The organism is Solimonas soli DSM 21787, from assembly GCF_000474945.1.
Classification (GTDB): domain Bacteria; phylum Pseudomonadota; class Gammaproteobacteria; order Nevskiales; family Nevskiaceae; genus Solimonas; species Solimonas soli.
Genome location: NZ_AXDW01000001.1, coordinates 377,283 through 394,616 on the forward strand (window position 1 = coordinate 377,283; position 17,334 = coordinate 394,616).

15 protein-coding genes and 1 tRNA gene are annotated in these 17,334 nt (G+C 68.0%); 6 read left to right on the forward strand and 10 right to left on the reverse strand.

The features are described 5' to 3' along the window. Nucleotides 1-175: 175 nt before the first annotated feature. The 3 genes from K344_RS0101785 to cysC all read right to left on the reverse strand — a co-directional run bounded on the left by K344_RS0101785 (nucleotide 176) and on the right by cysC (nucleotide 3,106). Nucleotides 176-1,144 carry a hypothetical protein gene (locus K344_RS0101785; protein WP_028079234.1) on the reverse strand — a complete coding sequence of 323 codons (969 nt, stop codon included), beginning with the start codon at nucleotides 1,142-1,144 and terminating at the stop codon, nucleotides 176-178. 101 nt (nucleotides 1,145-1,245) lie between these two features. Then, nucleotides 1,246-2,445, reverse strand: coding sequence for a sulfate adenylyltransferase (sat, locus tag K344_RS0101790; protein ID WP_028079235.1), 1,200 nt, complete (start codon nucleotides 2,443-2,445; stop codon nucleotides 1,246-1,248). Nucleotides 2,446-2,491: 46 nt separating this feature from the next. Continuing rightward, nucleotides 2,492-3,106 carry an adenylyl-sulfate kinase gene (cysC, locus tag K344_RS0101795; protein WP_028079236.1) on the reverse strand — a complete coding sequence of 205 codons (615 nt, stop codon included), beginning with the start codon at nucleotides 3,104-3,106 and terminating at the stop codon, nucleotides 2,492-2,494. Between the two features lie 149 nt (nucleotides 3,107-3,255). Between cysC and K344_RS0101800 the strand changes: the two genes are divergently transcribed. Continuing rightward, a complete protein-coding gene (locus K344_RS0101800) occupies nucleotides 3,256-4,146 on the forward strand; it encodes a LysR family transcriptional regulator (protein ID WP_028079237.1) in 891 nt (296 codons plus the stop codon). Nucleotides 4,147-4,149: 3 nt separating this feature from the next. Here the strand turns inward: K344_RS0101800 and K344_RS0101805 are convergent, their stop codons facing one another. The 5 genes from K344_RS0101805 to K344_RS0101825 form a co-directional block, all read right to left on the reverse strand. After that, nucleotides 4,150-4,689: a thermonuclease family protein gene (locus K344_RS0101805; protein ID WP_084196818.1), complete on the reverse strand. Its 540-nt coding sequence runs from the start codon at nucleotides 4,687-4,689 to the stop codon at nucleotides 4,150-4,152. Further along, on the reverse strand, nucleotides 4,670-5,941 hold the full coding sequence (gene clpX, locus K344_RS0101810) for an ATP-dependent Clp protease ATP-binding subunit ClpX (protein WP_028079239.1): 1,272 nt from the start codon (nucleotides 5,939-5,941) through the stop codon (nucleotides 4,670-4,672). Before clpX ends, K344_RS0101805 begins: the two co-directional genes overlap by 20 nt. A gap of 99 nt (nucleotides 5,942-6,040) precedes the next feature. Beyond that, nucleotides 6,041-6,676, reverse strand: a complete 636-nt coding sequence (gene clpP / locus K344_RS0101815; RefSeq protein ID WP_043113466.1) for an ATP-dependent Clp endopeptidase proteolytic subunit ClpP — start codon at nucleotides 6,674-6,676, stop codon at nucleotides 6,041-6,043. A gap of 122 nt (nucleotides 6,677-6,798) precedes the next feature. Continuing rightward, the gene (tig, locus tag K344_RS0101820; protein ID WP_028079241.1) at nucleotides 6,799-8,121 is read right to left on the reverse strand and encodes a trigger factor; all 1,323 of its coding nucleotides are present in this window, start codon (nucleotides 8,119-8,121) and stop codon (nucleotides 6,799-6,801) included. Nucleotides 8,122-8,170: 49 nt separating this feature from the next. Next, nucleotides 8,171-8,256: transfer RNA gene (locus K344_RS0101825), tRNA-Leu, on the reverse strand. A gap of 185 nt (nucleotides 8,257-8,441) precedes the next feature. Between K344_RS0101825 and hemP the strand changes: the two genes are divergently transcribed. The 5 genes from hemP (at nucleotide 8,442) to K344_RS24760 (ending at nucleotide 13,561) form a co-directional block, all read left to right on the forward strand. Further along, on the forward strand, nucleotides 8,442-8,621 hold the full coding sequence (hemP, locus tag K344_RS0101835) for a hemin uptake protein HemP (protein WP_051361770.1): 180 nt from the start codon (nucleotides 8,442-8,444) through the stop codon (nucleotides 8,619-8,621). A 45-nt stretch (nucleotides 8,622-8,666) separates the two neighbouring features. After that, nucleotides 8,667-9,701 carry a FecCD family ABC transporter permease gene (locus K344_RS0101840; RefSeq protein WP_028079243.1) on the forward strand — a complete coding sequence of 345 codons (1,035 nt, stop codon included), beginning with the start codon at nucleotides 8,667-8,669 and terminating at the stop codon, nucleotides 9,699-9,701. Further along, nucleotides 9,698-10,480, forward strand: a complete 783-nt coding sequence (locus K344_RS0101845) for a heme ABC transporter ATP-binding protein (RefSeq protein WP_043113469.1) — start codon at nucleotides 9,698-9,700, stop codon at nucleotides 10,478-10,480. Before K344_RS0101840 ends, K344_RS0101845 begins: the two co-directional genes overlap by 4 nt. Nucleotides 10,481-10,611: 131 nt before the next feature. Beyond that, nucleotides 10,612-11,751 (forward strand): acyl-CoA dehydrogenase family protein, encoded by a 1,140-nt coding sequence (locus K344_RS0101850; RefSeq protein WP_028079245.1) that lies wholly within the window; start codon nucleotides 10,612-10,614, stop codon nucleotides 11,749-11,751. Nucleotides 11,752-11,860: 109 nt separating this feature from the next. Further along, nucleotides 11,861-13,561, forward strand: a complete 1,701-nt coding sequence (locus tag K344_RS24760) for an OmpA family protein (RefSeq protein ID WP_084196820.1) — start codon at nucleotides 11,861-11,863, stop codon at nucleotides 13,559-13,561. A gap of 95 nt (nucleotides 13,562-13,656) precedes the next feature. Here the strand turns inward: K344_RS24760 and K344_RS0101860 are convergent, their stop codons facing one another. Both K344_RS0101860 and K344_RS0101865 read right to left on the reverse strand, forming a co-directional pair. Continuing rightward, entirely contained in the window at nucleotides 13,657-15,663 is a 2,007-nt protein-coding gene (locus K344_RS0101860) for an acetyl/propionyl/methylcrotonyl-CoA carboxylase subunit alpha (RefSeq protein WP_028079246.1), read from the reverse strand. Nucleotides 15,664-15,685: 22 nt separating this feature from the next. Beyond that, nucleotides 15,686-17,311 (reverse strand): acyl-CoA carboxylase subunit beta, encoded by a 1,626-nt coding sequence (locus K344_RS0101865; RefSeq protein ID WP_028079247.1) that lies wholly within the window; start codon nucleotides 17,309-17,311, stop codon nucleotides 15,686-15,688. Between the last annotated feature and the right edge of the window lie 23 nt (nucleotides 17,312-17,334).

Here is a 17,334-nt window from a genome sequence, read left to right on the forward strand (position 1 = left end):
TCGGCTCTATGGCCCTGACACGAAGAACCCGCGGCCAATGTGCTGCGCCGCGGGTTCAGTTAGGCGAAAGGTTATCGCTTCGAGCGCGGAGTGTCATCCTTTCGCCGTGATTTTTTTGCCGGGCGCAAGAGGAAACACCCCCGGGGCGCGGCTCGGCAGGCCGCTGCGGCGCCGTTCAGACCGCGTACTGTGCCGTGAACTGCCGGGTGAATTCGCCGAGCTGCGAGGCCGGCAGATCGTTGATGCCGGCGGCGGCGGCGCGACCGCCGCCGGTCGGGAAGCGACGGCACAGCTCGTCGGCGCCCTTCTTGCGGTTCAGCGGCGCGCGCACGCTGATCAGGTAATGGCCGCCGGCTTTCTCCGTCAGCACGGCATGCGCGCGGTCGGGAAACTGGTTGACGAGATCATTGCTGTAGACGCCGCTGACGCGGCGCGCCCAGGGCGCGTCGGGCAGGATGAACAGTGCGGCATGTTCGGTCGAGCCGGCGACCGGCTGCATCGCCGCGGCCTTGCCCATGTCGGCCTGATAGCCGTCGGCCAGCTTCGCGAAATGCTCGCGCCCTTCGCCTTCGATGAAGTCGAACGGCGACGCGTGCCGGCTGACCAGACGGAACAGCTGGTCCGGGGCGAAATGCAGATCGCCGACCGATTCGCCGTAGCCGTTGTAGTTCAGATAAGTGCCGAGCTCCTCGAGCCGGCGCAGCTGCGCCTCGCCGATGTCCAGCCCCTTGGCGATCGTCTCGGCGCTCTTCTTCAGGTTGTCGCCGAACGCGCCGACCACCGCCCACGCGAGAAAGCGATTCTTCAGATGGCCGTTGACGAGCAGGCTCGTGCAGACGTCCGGCGCCTCGTTGATGATCGTCTTCAGCCCGTCAGCGGACGGAATCTCGCCGGCGAAGTGATGATCGACGTAGAACACCTCGGCCCCGGCCGCGAGCAGGCGCACGACGCCGTCGCGGTTCTTGTCGAGCGACACGTCGAGCACCGTCACCCGGTCACCGGCCTGCGCCTCGACCTGCTCGAGCAGCTCGATATCCCGCTTGACGCCGGTGACGAGGCGCGCCTCGCGCGGTTCGGCGAGATGCAGCTGGGTCAGCGCACAGATGCCGTCGGCGTCGCCATTGAATACGTCGATATAAGTCATTGTGTCCTCGCTGCGCCGGTCGTCGCTCGGCTGTTTTCTCTTCACCGCAGACAAAACGGGCCGGATTTGCTCGGCAAACCCGGCCCGGCAGACCTCTACGCTCAGGCCTTCTTGGCGTCTTCGATCTGGTAGTACTCCATCAGCACCTTGGCCACTTCCGGACGCGAGAATTCCGGCGGCGGCGCGATGCCGGCGCCGAGCATCTGGCGCACCTTGGTGCCCGACAGCGCGACGAAATCTTCCGGCACGTGATCCGGCGCTTCGCGCATCATCACCACGCGGCCGAGCTTCTTGCTGAACGCGGTGTTGTCGGCGCGGAAGATCTCGATCTGCAGCGCGCCCTTCGGCACCTTCTCGTCGAAGATGGTCTGCGCGTCGAACGGGCCATAGTAATCGCCGACGCCGGCATGGTCGCGGCCGACGATCAGGTAATCGGCGCCCATGTTCTGGCGGAACACCGCGTGCAGCACGGCCTCGCGCGGACCGGCGTAGAGCATGTCGAAGCCGTAGCCGGTGATCATTACCGTGTTCTTCGGGAAGTAGTGGTCGACCATGGTGCGGATGCACGCGTCGCGCACCGGCGCCGGAATGTCGCCTTCCTTGAGCTTGCCGAGCAGCATGTGGATGACGATGCCGTCGGTGCCGAGGCGCTCGTGCGCCATGCGGCACAGTTCTTCGTGCGCGCGGTGCATCGGATTGCGCGTCTGGAACGCGACGACCTTCTTCCAGCCACGCTCGGCGATCTCGTTGCGGATTTCGACGGCGGTGCGGAAGGTGTCCGGGAACTCGCTCTGGAAATAGCTGAAGTTCAGCACGTCGATCGGGCCCGACAGCAGCGTGTTGCCGAGGCCGAGGAAGGTCTTGACGCCCGGATGCTTGTCGTCGAGGTTGCCGAAGATCTCCTTGGCCATCGTGCGCAGCTGTTCGTCGCTGACCGCTTCGACGCCCTGCACGTCCATCACCGCCAGCACCGGATGGCCTTCGACGTTCGGGTCGCGCAGTGCGATGCGCTGGCCGGCCTTGATGCCGGCCTCTTTCGTGATGTTGACGATCGGCACCGGCCAGAACAGGCCCGCCGTCGTCTTCAGATCCCTGGCGACGCTCAGCGCGTCGGTGAGGTTCATGTAGCCGCTCAGCGGGTTGAAGTAACCGGCACCGAGCATCACCGCGTTGGCGGCGGCCGCCGAGTTCAGCAGCAGGCTCGGCAGGCTTTCGGCTTCCTTGCGCAGCGCTTCGTTGCGGGCGCTGTCGTAGACGAAACGCGGCTGCAGCGTGTCGGAACCGTGGGGCTTGATCGTCATGGTCGTTCTCTGAATGGATTCTTTGCGTGTGGGATCCGTCGCCCGATCAGGCAATGATGCCGCGCGTCTTCAGCAGCTTGAGCAGCACCTCGACTTCTTCCTCGACGCTCATCTTGTGGCTGGGCAGCACCAGCTCCGGCGACTGCGGCGCTTCGTAGGGATCGCTGATGCCGGTGAAATTCTTGATCTCGCCGGCGCGCGCCTTCTTGTAGAGGCCCTTCGGGTCGCGCTTCTCGGCCTCCTCGAGCGGCACATCGACATAGACTTCAATGAAATCCATGCCGCCGTCGGCATGCAGCTTGCGCACCACGTCGCGGTCGGCGCGATACGGCGACACGAAACTCGACAGCACGATCACGCCGGTGTCGACGAACAGCTTGGCGACTTCACCGATGCGGCGGATGTTCTCGGCGCGGTCCTCGGCCGAGAAGCCGAGATTCTTGTTGATGCCGAGGCGGATGTTGTCGCCATCGAGCCGATACGCGAGACGGCCTTGCGCGTGGAGCGCCTTCTCCAGCGCCACAGCCACCGTGCTCTTGCCGGAACCGGACAGGCCGGTGAACCAGATCGTCGCACCCTTCTGGCCGAGCAGCTTGTTGCGATCGGCGCGCGTCACCTCGCCTTCGTGCCAATGGACGTTGGTCGCTTTCTGGAGGGTCATCGTCGTTCCGGTTCGGTGTTGTCGGAGGCTCGGGATTACGCCGCGTGCGCGACGAAACCGACATCTTAGTCGGGCGCCAGACATATTAAAAATATAATATTCTCAATAGAACGTTCTCTTTTAAGAATGGCTATAAGCACTCGCCGCACATGAATCTGAATCATCTGGCGATCTTCCAGGCGGTGGCGAACCGCAACAGCGTCAGCGGCGGCGCCGAACTGCTGCACATCAGTCAGTCGGCCGTATCGCGGCAGCTCGCCGAGTTCGAGCGCGCCCTCGGCGTGCACCTCTTTCAGCGCCTGCCGCGCGGCATGCGCCTGACCGAGGCCGGGCGCGTCCTGCTCGGCTACGCCAACCGCCTGTTCGCGATCGAGGCCGAGGCCGAACAGGCGCTGCGCGATCTGCATCAGGTCGCGCGCGGGCGCATCGCGATCGGCGCGAGTCGCACCATCGGCGCCTACGTGCTGCCGCAGGTGCTGGCCGCGTACCGGCAGGATTACCCCGCCGTCGAGCTGTCGCTGCAGGTGGAAAACACGCAGGCGATCGAAGACCAGCTGATCGCCGGCGAGATCGACATCGGCTTCGCAGAAGGCATCGTGCGCAGCGACCTGCTCGATTACCGCGTGTTCGCGCAGGACGAGCTGGTGGTCATCGCCTCGCCCCGGCATCCGGCCGCCCGGCGCGCGCCGCTGTCACTCGCCGATCTCGCCGAACTGCCGCTGCTGCTGCACGAGACCGGCTCCGGCACGCGTGCCGTCACCGAGCGGGCGCTGGGCGCCAAGGGCATCACCGTGCGCCCGGCGATGACGCTGGCGAGCACCGAGGCCATCAAGCACACGGTGGCGACCGGCGCCGGCATCGCGATCCTGTCGGCGCTCGCCGTCCGCACGGAACTCAAGGCGCGCACGCTGCGCGTGGTTCCGGTACGCGGCCTGCGCATCGAGCGACCGCTGTACCGCGTGCAGCTGAAGAAGACCTGGCCGAGTCCGGCGCTCGAGGCCTTCGTGCCCTACGTCGAGCGCGCCATGGCGCAGGGCTGAGCGTCAGTCGGTACGCGGATGCTCGCGTCGCCATTGCCACGGCGCTTGCGGCTGTGCATCGGCCCACAAGCCACGCCCGGCCTGCCGCGCCTCGCGCAAGGCCGCGCGGCAGGCCGCCGTCGGCCGCAGGCCGCACCAGGCGTGGCCTTCGGCGACGAGCGCCAGGCCTAGGTCGCGGCCATCGACGTCGACGCGGGCGACGATGCGCTCGTAACGATCGACGGCGCGCGATTCGACCCGCAGAGGCCTGCCCTCGACCGCCTGCGCGAGCGCCGCCCGCGCCGCCGCGCCATCGGCCTGATGCAATTCGGGCGCATCGATGTCGGCGAGCCGCAGCTTCACCGGCGCGCCGTCGCCGCATCGCACGCTCAGCGTGTCGCCGTCATGGATGCGCACGACGCGCGCCGCCGCGCATTGCCAGGCGGATGCCTGCGCCGCAGCCAGCAACAGAAGCGGCGCTGAAATCGCGCGCAAAGCAAAGAGCCCCGCGATGCGGGGCTCTCTCGCCACGGAACCGAACCGGTCAGGCCGCGGAGCTTTCACGCTTGGCGTCGTTGTTCTCGTAGACGATGAACGGCTTGGCCTCGCCGCGCACCACCGCCTCGTCGACGACGACCTTGCTGACGTTCTGCATCGAGGGCAGGTCGTACATCACGTCGAGCAGCATGTTCTCCATGATGGTGCGCAGGCCGCGCGCGCCGGTCTTGCGCTCCTTGGCCTTGCGCGAGATCGCGCGCAGCGCATCCTCGCGAATCTCCAGCTGCACGCCTTCCATGTTGAACAGCTTGGCGTACTGCTTGACCAGCGCGTTCTTCGGCTCCTTGAGGATCGACATCAGCGCGGCTTCGTCGAGCTCCTCGAGCACGGCGCAGACCGGCAGACGGCCGATGAACTCCGGAATCATGCCGAAGCGGATCAGGTCATCCGGCTCGACCTTGGCCATCAACTGGTTGACGTGCTTGCTGTCCTTCTCCGACTTCACCTCGGCCGAGAAACCGATGCCGGTGCGCTCCGAACGCTGCTGGATCACCTTGTCGAGGCCGGCGAAGGCGCCGCCGCAGATGAACAGGATGCCGGCCGTGTTGACCTGCAGGAACTCCTGCTGCGGATGCTTGCGGCCGCCCTGCGGCGGCACGCTGGCGATGGTCCCTTCGACGAGCTTGAGCAGCGCCTGCTGCACACCCTCGCCCGACACGTCGCGCGTGATGCTCGGGTTTTCGCTCTTGCGCGAGATCTTGTCGATCTCGTCGATGTAGACGATGCCGCGCTGCGCTTTCTCGACGTCGTAGTCGCACTTCTGCAGGAGGCGGGCGATGATGTTCTCGACGTCCTCGCCGACGTAGCCGGCTTCGGTCAGCGTCGTCGCGTCGGCGATCGCGAACGGCACGTCGAGCAGGCGCGCCAGCGTCTCGGCCAGCAGCGTCTTGCCCGAACCGGTCGGACCGATCAGCAGGATGTTCGACTTGGCGATCTCGACGCCGTCCGTACCCTTCAGCGACAGGCGCTTGTAGTGGTTGTAGACGGCGACCGACAGAATCTTCTTGGCGGTGTCCTGGCCGATCACGTACTCGTCGAGCACGGCACGGATTTCGTGCGGTTTCGGCAGGCCCTTGGTCTGCGGCTTGGCATGCACCTCCTCGCGGATGATGTCGTTGCACAGGTCAACGCACTCATCGCAGATGTAAACCGAGGGGCCGGCGATGAGCTTGCGCACTTCGTGCTCGCTCTTGCCGCAGAAGGAGCAGTACAGGACCCGACCGCTGTGGGCACCGCCGCTCCGCGTTTCGTTGGTCATCTCACATCCTCATCCGGGCTTTGATGCCCGGCGACTCCTGTATAGCACAGGGTCATTTTTCTGCAAAACTTGTATGAATGGACGCCGTGACGCTGCCGTTCAGGCGGCGGAACCGCCCCGTTGGGCCACGATGTGGTCGATCAGCCCGTACTCCTTGGCCTGCTCGGCATTCAGGAAGTAGTCGCGTTCGACGTCGCGCTCGATCTTGTCGAGCGGCTGGCCGGTGTGGTCGGCCATCAGCCTGTTGAGCTTTTCGCGCAGGTACAGGATTTCGCGCGCCTGAATCTCGATATCGCTGGCCTGGCCCTGCGCACCGCCCGACGGCTGGTGAATCATCACCCGCGCATTCGGCAGCGCGAAGCGCTTGCCCTTGGCGCCGGCCGACAGCAGGAACGCGCCCATGCTGGCCGCCTGGCCGATGCACATCGTCGACACGTCCGGCTTGATGAACTTCATGGTGTCGTAGATCGACAGGCCCGCGGTGATCACGCCACCCGGCGAGTTGATGTACAGATGAATGTCCTTGTCCGGGTTCTCGGATTCGAGGAACAGCAGCTGCGCGACGACGAGGTTCGCCATGTGGTCCTCGACCGGACCGACGATGAAAATGATGCGTTCCTTCAGCAGGCGCGAATAGATGTCGAACGCACGTTCGCCACGCGCCGTCTGCTCGATCACCATCGGCACGAGGTGCTGGGCGCGGGTCAGGAGATCGGTCTGAGAACTGGCGGTCATGTAGCAGGCTCTGGTCTTGTTCTTGGAGGGGCGGGAACGGCTTCGGTTCCCTGTCCAGCATGGAGGCGGAACCGCGCCGTTCAAGCTGGCGCGGTTGCCGCCCTTTTTAGCACCACTGCGCCTTACGCGCTCGCCGCCTGCGGATTGAGCAATTGCTCCAGCGACATCGGCGTCTCGCTCGGTGTGACGCCGGCGACCAGCGCATCGACCACCTGATCCTCGAGCACCATCGCACGCAGGCCCTGCAGCAGCTCCGGCCGCGAACGGTAGTAGGCCTTGACCTGCTCCGGCTGCTCGTAATCGGCGGCGATGCCGTCGAGGACCGTCTCGACGCGCGCCGCATCGAGCTTGACGTCCTTGGCCTTGATGACCTCGCCGATCAGCAGGCCCAGGGCCACCCGCTGGCGCGCCGGCTGCTCGAACAGCGCGTCCGGCAGCATCTCGCCGAGCTTGGCCGCATCGACGTTCGTCATGTTCATGCGGCCGGCGGCTTCCTGGCGCAGGCGCGGAATCTCCTGCGCGACGAGCGCCTGCGGCAGCTCGATCGGATTGGCCTTCAGCAGCTGCTCCAGGGCCTGGCTCTTGAGGCGGTTCTGGATGGCCTTGTCGCGCTCCTTCTCGAGCGCGGTCCTGCACTTGGCGCGCAGGCCGGCTTCGCCCGCACCTTCATCGACCTGATGCGCCTTGAGGAACTCGGCGTCGATCTCCGGCAGTTTCGGTTCGCGCACCTCCTTCAGCGTCACTTCGAACTGCGCCGTCTTGTCACGCAGATTCTCGGCGCGGTAGTCGGCCGGGAACCTGACGTCGACGGTGAACGTTTCGCCGGCCTTGTGGCCGACGATGCCGTTCTCGAGATCCGGCAGGAAGCGGCCTTCGCCGAGCTCGAACTGCACGTCCTTGCCTTCGCCGCCGGCGAACGCCTCGCCGTCGACCTTGCCGAGGAAGTCGATCTTGATCGCGTCGCCGTTCTGCGCCGCGCGCTCGACCGCGTTGAATTCGCGGCGCGCCTTGCGCAGGTTGCCGATCAGGCGGTCGATGTCGGCTTCCGTGACCTCGACGACCGGCTTCTCGATCTGCAGACGATCGAGCGCGCCGAGCTGGATCTCGGGGTACACCTCGAAATTGGCGACGTACTCGAAGGCCTCGCCGGCCTTCTCGGCCGTGATGTCGATCTGCGGCTGGCCGGCCGGCGTCACGCCCGCCTGCGTCAGGGCCTGCGGATAGGTCTGCTGCACCAGATCCGAAATCGCCTCCATGCGCGCCGACTCGCCGAACTGCTGCTCGACGACCTTGCGCGGCGCCTTGCCCGGACGGAAACCCGGCAGCTTGGCGCGCTGCGCCAGGCGGGTCAGGCGGGCATCGACCGCCTTCGCGACCTGCTCGGCCGGCACGCGGACACGCATCTGCCGGCGCAGTCCGCCCGGCGAATCGACATGAACTTCCATTTCTAACACTCTGAGGGTTTTAAGTTATTGCCTTTCGGGAAGGCGGCCTTGGTGCGAAAGGCGAGACTCGAACTCGCACGCCTTTACGGCGCTGGAACCTAAATCCAGTGCGTCTACCAATTCCGCCACTCTCGCGAAGCGGCCGAGTATATCAGCCGACCGTCGCCGTCGGTCTGCCGCCGTGGCGCCGCATCGCGGCTGCGCGGCGACCGCGGCCGCAAAACTGACGCGGCGCGCGCCGGAAAAGCACGAAGGCTGGTGATCGCTTGACTATTGAATGCGAATTATTATTATTTAACTTGCCAACTGGAGAGCAGTTCATGGATGACTTCCGCGCCACCCCGCCGACCCCGCCGATCACCAGCAGCCGCGACGGTCTCGCGCCGCGCATACGCAGTGACGAACTGCTGCGCGGGTCGCGCGAACTCGTCATCGAACATCGCGGCCAGGAATATCGCCTGCTGCGCACGCGCAACGACCGCCTGATCCTCAACAAGTAGCGCCTCGCTGCGATTCGCGCGCGCCGGCTGGCACAATGCCGGCGCATGAATCGCCCCACTTCCCTCGCCCTCGTCGGCGGCACCCTCGGCGCCGCCGTGCTGGCGAGTCTGGCCTGGGCGCTGCTGACGGGGCCGCTGGCGATCGATGCGGCGCAGGTCGCCGCCGCCCTGACCGGCGCCGCCAATCGACTCGGCGCCGCGCAGCACACCGTGCTGTTCGATCTGCGTCTGCCGCGCGCGCTCGCGGCCTTGACGATCGGCGGCGCGCTCGCCGTCGCCGGCTGCACCTTCCAGGCCGTGCTGCGCAACCCGCTCGCCGATCCCAGCTTCATCGGCGTATCGGGCGGCGCCGCCGTCAGCGCCGCCGCCTGCCTCGCCGGCCTGCATCTGGTGCCGTCCCTGACCCTGCCTCCGCAGTTGCTGATTGCGCTCGGCGCACTGCTCGGCGGACTGGGCGCCGCGGTTCTGGTCCTGCGCATCGCCCGCCTCGACGGCGACACCCAGCCGATCACGCTGCTGCTCGCCGGCCTCGCGGTCAATGCCTTCGCCGCCGGACTGCTCGGGTTGATCGCCTACGGCGCCAGCGATCCGACGCTGCGCGCGATCACGCTGTGGCTGTTCGGCTCGCTCGGCCGCGCCGGCTGGACGGAACTGGCCGTCGCGATGCCGCTGATGGTCGTGGCCAGCCTGCTGCTCTGGCGGCAGGCGGCTTCGCTCAACGCGCTGCTGCTCGGCGAGGCGGAAGCGGCGCACATCGGCGTCGACGTCGCGCGCCTCAAGCGCGGCTGCATCGCGCTCGCCGTGGTCTGCACGGCGCTGTCGGTCGCCCTCGCCGGCGTCATCGGCTTCATCGGCCTGATGGTGCCGCACATGCTGCGCCTGCTCGTCGGACCGGATCACCGCGCGCTGCTGCCCTTGTCCTTCCTCGGCGGTGCCGCGCTGCTCGGCGCGGCCGACAATGTCGCGCGGCTGGCGCTGCAACCGGCCGAGGTGCCGGTCGGCATCGTCTGCGCCCTGCTCGGCGCGCCGTTCTTCCTCGGCCTGCTGCTGCGCTGGCGACGCAGTCCGGAGCTGGCATGAGCCTGCGCACGCTGGAGGCGTCCTACGCCGCGCGCGGCCGCGAATTGCTGGCGGCGACAAGCGTGGATTTCGCGCCGGGACGGCTGCACGCCATCGTCGGCCCGAACGGCGCCGGCAAGTCGACGCTGCTGCGTCTGCTCGCCGGCGAATGGCGGCCGTCGCGCGGCAGCGTCGCGCTCGACGGCCGCGACCTGCGCGAGTGGGCACCGGCCGCGCTGGCGCGACGCCGCGCCCTGCTGCCGCAGCAGCACAGCCTGTCGTTTCCCTTCACCGCCGCCGAGGTCGTCGCGCTCGGCCGCCTGCACACGCGCCGGCACAAGGCCGAGGTCGAACGCGCGATCGTCGCCGAGGCGCTCGCGTCCTGCGGCGCCGCGCAACTGGCCGGGCGGCTCTATCCGCAGCTCTCGGGCGGCGAGCGCGCGCGTGTGCAGCTGGCGCGCGTGCTGGCGCAGATCCGCGACGAGGCCGACGGCGCGCGCTGGCTGTTGCTCGACGAGCCGACCGCGCACCTCGACCTCGCCTTTCAGCACGCCTGCCTGCGGCTCGCCCGCGAGTGGAGCCGATGCGGCGTCGGGGTGATCGCCGTGCTGCACGATCCCAATCTCGTGCTCGCCTACGCCGATGATGTGCTGGTGCTCGACGCCGGTCGCGCGGTCGCCGTCGGCGCGCCGCGCGACGTGCTCGACGCCGCGCTGATGCGACAGGTGTTCGGGCTCGCGGCGCGGCGCATCGAACTGGCCGACGGCACGCACTGGCTCGCCGTCGGCGCCGACGGCTGAACTCTTTCGCGCGCCTGCATCGCGCGAACGTAAGCGCCATTACCTTCGCGGCTCACCTATAGTCGACGCGCGTGGTGTGCGGCCAGGCGCGCACCGCGTCGAACGCCACCGCCGCGAGACGCCCCGTGAGCATGCAGTCGCCTTTCTACAATGACGCGCACGACGCGTTCCGCCGCGAGGCGCGGCGCTTCGTCGAGCGCGAGATCGCGCCGCACGTCGACACCTGGGAGGCCGCCGGCGAACTGCCGCGCGCGCTGCATCGCAAGGCGGCGCAGGCCGGCCTGCTGCAGATCGGCTTTCCGGCGGCCTACGGCGGCATCGAAACGGCCGATCCGTTCTACATGATCGTGCTCACCGAAGAGCTGGCGCGCGCCGGCAGCGGCGGCGTGATCGCCAGTCTGCTGTCGCATGGCATCGCCACGCCGCCGATCGCGCATGCCGGCAGCGACGAGCAGAAGCGGCGCTTCATGGCGCCGGTACTGGCCGGCGAGAAAATCGCGGCGCTGGCGATCACCGAACCCGGCGGCGGCTCGGACGTCGCCAGCCTGCAGACGCGCGCCGTGCGCGACGGCGATCACTACATCGTGCGCGGCAGCAAGACCTTCATCACCTCCGGCATGCGCGCCGACTTCATCACCACCGCGGTGCGTACCGGCGGCGACGGCATGGGCGGCGTGTCGCTGCTGGTGATCGAGGGCGACACGCCGGGACTGTCGCGCACGCCGCTCAGCAAGATGGGCTGGCACTGCTCGGACACCGCGACCCTGTACTTCGATGACTGCCGCGTGCCGCTCGGCCACCGCATCGGCGCCGAGAACCAGGGCTTCATGGCGATCATGCTGAACTTCAACCAGGAACGCCTGATGCTCGCCGCGCAGGCCTGGGCCTTCGCGCAGCTGTGCCACGACGAGGCGCTCGCCTATGCGCGCGAGCGCACCACTTTCGGCCGCCCGCTGATCCGCAATCAGGTGATCCGCCACAGACTGGTCGACATGCGCATGAAATGCGAGTCGGTGAAGGCCTGGCTCGACCTTCTGGCGTGGCATGTTTCGTGCGGCAGGAGTCCGATCGCGGAAATCTGCATGCTCAAAAACCTGGCGACGACGACGCTCGAGCAGGTGGCCAACGACGCGCTGCAGATTTTCGGAGGTGCCGGCTATCTGAAAGGCAACAAGGTCGAGCGGATCTACCGCGAGACCAAGGTGCTCACGATCGGCGGCGGATCCCTCGAAATCCTGAAAGACCTCGCGGGCCGGCAACTCGGCCTCTAGGCATTTTTTCCTACTATTTGTTCCGCAATCCGCCTACAGGCGGAGCCACTATCGTGCCTGCAGCGGAATAAAATAGTTTTAAAAGACAACGTTTAATCGGGGGAAGTTCATGAAAAACTTCAATCGTGGCCGGCAGCCTCTGCTCGCGGCGATCCTGGGAGCGGGCAGCCTGTTCGCGGCGGCGTCCGCGTCGGCCTACACGCCGGGCTGGTATTTCGAGGTCGACGGGCTCTACACGGACACGCAGGACTCGCACGGCACGACGTACCAGCCGGCGGTCGCGGGCACGCCCGGTTCGCCCGGCGGCAGAAACTGTCTGCTCGGCGACCTGCTCGGGCTCGGCACGCTGATCGACAACCTCGGTGGCACCGGCCCGCAGGGCTGCCTGCTCGGCCTGCTCGGACCGGATATACCGCCGACCGATCCCACCGGCGGCACGCCGGCGGCGAGCTTCGACACCACGATCCGCTACAAGGGCGGTTTCGGCGGCGGCGCGACGCTCGGCTACATGTTCGACGGCGGCCTGCGTCCCGAACTGAACTTCACCTACTCGCAGGCCGACTGGGACACCATCACCCTGCGCGACAGCGCCGGCAACAGCGTCACCAGCTCGCCGGATTCGGCCAAGCTCAAGGCCATGCGCCTGATGGCGAACGCCTGGTACGACATCGATTTCGGCACCTGGGTCGTGCCGTATCTCGGCGGCGGCGTCGGCTACCAGCGCACCGAGATTTCCGGCAGCGGCGCCAACGACAGCGACAACGGCTTTGCCTGGCAGCTCGGCGCCGGCGTCGGCTTCCTGCTCAGCCCGCGCACGACGCTGTCGCTCGACTATCGCTTCGTCAACGCCAGCGATCCCGAATTCGGCACCGCCGACGGCGGCAAGCTGACCACCGAGTACCAGTCGCACAACGTCGGCCTCGGCCTGCGCTACGCCTTCGGCAACGGCGCCAAGGACAGCGACGGCGACGGCGTGCCGGACCGCCTCGACAAGTGTCCGGGCACGCCGGCCGGCGTGCACGTCTACTCGAACGGCTGTCCGATCGACGCCGACGGCGACGGCGTGCCGGACTACCTCGACAAGTGCCCGAACACACCGGCCGGCGTGCAGGTCGATGCCAGCGGCTGCCCGCTCGATTCCGACGGCGACGGCGTGCCGGACTATCTCGACAAGTGCCCCGGCACGCCGAAGGGCGTGCACGTCAACGCCGACGGCTGCAACAGCGCGGACTCCGACGGCGACGGCATTCCGGACGATCTCGATCGCTGCCCGAACACGCCGGCCGGCGTCGCCGTCGGCCAGGACGGCTGCCCGCTCGACTCCGACGGCGACGGCATCCCCGACTACCTCGACGAGTGCCCGCACTCGCCGCCGGGCGCCAAGGTGCTGCCGAACGGCTGCGCGCTGGTCGGCGACTGCCGCAAGCCGCGTCCGGGCGAGCAGGTCGACGCCAACGGCTGCGCGGTCGACAAGAACTTCATCCTCAAGGGCGTGAAGTTCGAGTTCGACTCCGACCGCCTGACGCCGGAAGCCCAGCACATCCTCAACCACGTCGCCACGACGCTGCAGGCCTACCCGAACGTCAACGTCGAAGTCGAAGGCCACACCGACAACATCGGTTCGGACTCGTACAACCTCGGCCTCTCGGAGCGGCGCGCCATCGCGGTCAAGAAGTACCTCACCGACCACGGCGTCGCCGCCAAGCGCATGACGCCGGTGGGCTACGGCGAGACGCGGCCGATCGACAGCAACGAGACCGAGGAAGGTCGCGAGAACAACCGCCGCGTCGAGCTGCACGTCGCCGAGTAAGGCGCGCGGTTGAGAGAAGAAGCCCCGCTCCGGCGGGGCTTCTTCGTTGAGGCGCGCGAAAGCATGCTCCGCGGACGGCGATCGACCGCCTCGCCTCAGCCCGCCGGCTTGATCTGCACGAGCAACTGCCGGCCTTTCACCTGCTGCCCGGCCTGCACGGCGACGGTCTCGACCGTGCCGGCGATCGGCAGGGCGAGCTGGAATTCCATCTTCATCGCCTCGAGCACGACCAGCGTCTGGCCCCTGCCGACGGTGTCGCCGGCCTGCACCCGCACGGCGACGATCCGCCCATCCGAGTGCGCCAGCAGCCGGCCATCGGAACCGGACGCGGCACCGGCCGCCGGCGCCAGCGTGAGATCGCGGTAGACGGCGATGCATGCGTCGGCGTCCAGCCACAGCCGCTCGCCGTCGCGCGCGTGGCGCGCCTTGCCCTGCACGCCATCGCAAGCGAAATGGAAACCGTCGCGCTCGCAGCGCATCACGGTGATGGTCGTCTGCGCCGTGCCGTCGGTGATCGCGAAGTCGCGCGCGCCATCGACACGCAGTTGCAGGCTGCACACCTCGTCGCGCCATCCCAGCCGGCATTGCAGCGCCGCTTCGTGCGAGCTGTGCCAGCCGATGAACTCGTCCGCCAGTCCGAGCGCGTCGGTCAGCGCCCGGGCATCGCCCAGATACAGCGCCACGGCGGCCAGCGCACGATGGCGGAACGTCGGCGTTGCGGCGGCGAGGCGTGCCGGCGGGAAATGCCGCGCGATGAACGCGGTGCTGAAGTCGCCGCGTGCGAACGCGTCGTGCGCGACGATGCGCGCGAGATGGTCACGGTTGCTGACCACGCCGAGCAGCGTCGTATCGCGCAGGGCCTGCAGCAGGCGCGCGCGCGCGATCTCGCGATCCTCGCCCCAGGCGATGATCTTCGCCTGCAGCGAATCGTAGTGCGGACCGATCGCCTGCCCCTCGTGCAGGCCGGTGTCGACGCGCACTCCGCTGCCCTGCGGCGCGCGCCAGCGCAGGACGGTGCCGGTCTGCGGCACATCGTTCTGCTGCGGATCTTCCGCGCAGAGCCGCACTTCGATCGCCGCGCCGCGCCGCCGCGCGAGAATTTCGTCCTGCGCGAGCGGCAAGGCTTCGCCCTGCGCGACGCGCAGCTGCCACTCGACGAGGTCGACGCCGTAGACCAGCTCCGTCACCGGATGCTCGACCTGCAGCCGCGTGTTCATCTCGAGGAAGTAGAACGCGCCGTCGCGCTCGAGGAGGAACTCGACGGTGCCGACGCCGACATAATGCACCGCGCGTGCCGCCGCGACCGCCGCCGTGCCCATTTTCAGGCGCAGCGCGTCGTCGACCGCCGGACTCGGCGCTTCCTCGACCACTTTCTGGTTGCGGCGCTGGATCGAGCAGTCACGCTCGCCCAGGTGCACGACGTTGCCGTGGCGATCGCCGAACACCTGGATCTCGACGTGCCGCGCATCGACGACCGCCTTCTCGATCAGCAGCTGGTCGCTGCCGAAGGCACTGGCCGCCTCGGAACGCGCCGAGCGGATCGCCTCGCCGAGATCGTTCAGGTCGTGCACGAGACGCATGCCGCGCCCGCCGCCGCCGGCCGCCGCCTTGACCATCACCGGCAAACCGAGGCGCGACGCCTCGGCGATCAGCGTCGCATCGGATTGCGCGTCGGCGTCCTCGTCCGCGCTTTGATAGCCGGGCAGGCAGGGCACGCCGGCATCGAGCATGCGTCGCTTCGCCGCCGCCTTGTTGCCCATCGCCGCGATCGACACCGGGTCGGGGCCGATGAAGGTCAGGCCCGCGTCCTGCACGGCCTGCGCGAACGCCTCGCGCTCGGAGAGAAATCCGTAGCCGGGATGGATCGCGCCGGCACCGGACTGCCGCGCGGCGGCGAGGATCGCTTCGATGTTCAGGTACGAAGCCGCCGCCGGCGCGGCGCCGATGCGCACCGCCTCGTCGGCCTCGTGCACGTGCAGCGCGTCGGCATCGGCATCGCTGTAGACGGCGACCGTGCGATAGCCGAGACGCTTGGCGCCACGGATCAGGCGCACCGCAATCTCGCCGCGATTGGCGACCAGCACCTTGTCGAAACGCTTCATCGGCTGCTTCATCTGCATGGCCTCAGAAGCGCGCGACGCCGTAGCTGCTGGCGCGCAGCGGGCGCGCCGCGGCTTCGCGGCAGACCGACAGGCACAGGCCGAGCACCTTGCGCGTGTCGCGCGGATCGATCAGGCCATCATCGAACAGGCGCGCGGTCGCCGAAAAGGCGTGCGACTCCTTGTCGAACTGACCGACGATGCTCTGGCGCAGCATCGCCAGCATCTTCTCGTCGTTGTCGCCGAGCGTCTTGCCCTCCTTCGCCCATTTGTCGCGCGTGACGATCTCCATCACGCTCGCCGCCTGTTCGCCGCCCATCACCGCGGTGCGCGCGTTCGGCCAGGCGAAGATGAAATGCGGGCCGAGGCCGCGGCCGCACATGCCGTAGTTGCCGGCGCCGAAGCTGCCGCCGACGACGATCGTCAGCTGCGGCACCGCCGCGCTGGCCACGGCCTGGATCATCTTCGCGCCGTGCTTGACGATACCGCCCTGCTCGGCCTCGCTGCCGACCATGTAGCCGGTCGTGTTCATCAGATAGACGATCGGCGTATTGGCCTGCGCGCAGAGCTGGATGAACTGCGCCGCCTTGGTGGCCCCGCGCGCAGTGATCGGGCCGTTGTTGGCGACGATGCCGATCGCATGGCCGTGCAGCACGGCGCGGCCGCAGACCGTCTGCGCGTCGTACTCGCTCTTGAAGTCGAGGAACTCGGAGCCGTCGACCAGCCGCGCGATCAGTTCGCGGCAGTCATAGGGCTTGCGGTAGTCCGGCGGCACGACGCCGCACAGCTCGTCGACCTCGTACAGCGGCGCGCGCAGCGGCAGCAGCTCCAGGCGGGGACGCTGCGCATTCCAGTTCAGACTGGCGACGATCTCGCGCGCGACGCGCACGCCGTCGGCATCGTTCTCGGCGATGAACTCCGCGGTGCCGGCGACCTGCGCATGCATCTCGGCGCCGCCCAGCGCTTCCTCGTCGGCGATCTCGCCGGTCGCCGCTTTCAGCAGCGGCGGCCCGGCGAGAAAGACCTTGGCGCGCTTGCGCACCATCACCACGTAGTCGGAGAGGCCCGGCAGATACGCGCCGCCGGCCGTCGACGAGCCGTGCACGACGGTGACCTGCGGAATGCCGGCCGCCGACAGCCGCGCCTGGTTGGCGAACGTGCGGCCGCCGGGAATGAACACCTCGGCCTGGTACATCAGGTTGGCGCCGCCCGATTCGATCAGCGACACGATCGGCAGCTTCTGCTGCAGGGCGATCTCCTGCATGCGCAGGCCTTTCTGCACACCCCAGGGCGTCATCGTGCCGCCCTTGATCGCCGAGTTCGAGGCCGCGATCAGGCAACGCAGGCCGGACACGTAACCGATGCCGACGATCTGGTTGCCGCCGGCCAGCGAACCGTCCTTGTCGTCGTGCTGGCGGTAGCCGGCGAGCGTGGACAGCTCCAGCCACGGCGAGCCGCGATCGAGCAGCAGCTGCACGCGCTCGCGCGGCAGCATCTGGCCGCGCCGGTGGTAGCGCTCGCGCTTGCGCTCCTCCTCGGCGCGGCCCTTGGCCTCGATGGCGCGCCACTCGCCGATCAGCTTCAGCATCTCCTCGCGGTTCTGCCGGAACGCCGCGCTGGCGGGATCGATCTTCGATTCGATAACAGGCATTTCCGCCTCATCCTCTATGCGGG